Source organism: Phyllobacterium myrsinacearum (genome assembly GCF_002980555.1).
GTDB classification, from domain to species: domain Bacteria; phylum Pseudomonadota; class Alphaproteobacteria; order Rhizobiales; family Rhizobiaceae; genus Phyllobacterium; species Phyllobacterium myrsinacearum.
Window position 1 is genome coordinate 1 of record NZ_PVBT01000043.1, and the last position, 224, is coordinate 224.

Below are 224 nucleotides of genomic sequence, written 5' to 3' on the forward strand. Positions count from 1 at the left end.
GCAAAGGGCCGGGCAGATCAATTCGGCCGGCGGGTATCTGCGCTCCCTCACCGACAAGGCGGCCAAGGGCGAATTCTCCGTCTGGCCGATGCTGCTGGCCCAGCTCAGGGCCAACGGCTCCCATGTCCGCCTCGTCAAGGGACAGATGGAATGACACCGATGCGGAGCGTGCCATCCATGACCGCCGGCTTGTGCCCGCGCCCGTCAGCCGGGGAGCGTCTCGG

Annotated in this window: 1 protein-coding gene; it reads left to right on the top strand. The window is 67.9% G+C overall.

Annotated features, from left to right (window positions below):
* Positions 1–154: replication initiation protein RepC (repC, locus tag C5750_RS26275; RefSeq protein WP_245421244.1), on the top strand; the 154-nt coding region annotated here is incomplete at its 5' end.
* Positions 155–224 lie beyond the last annotated feature (70 nt).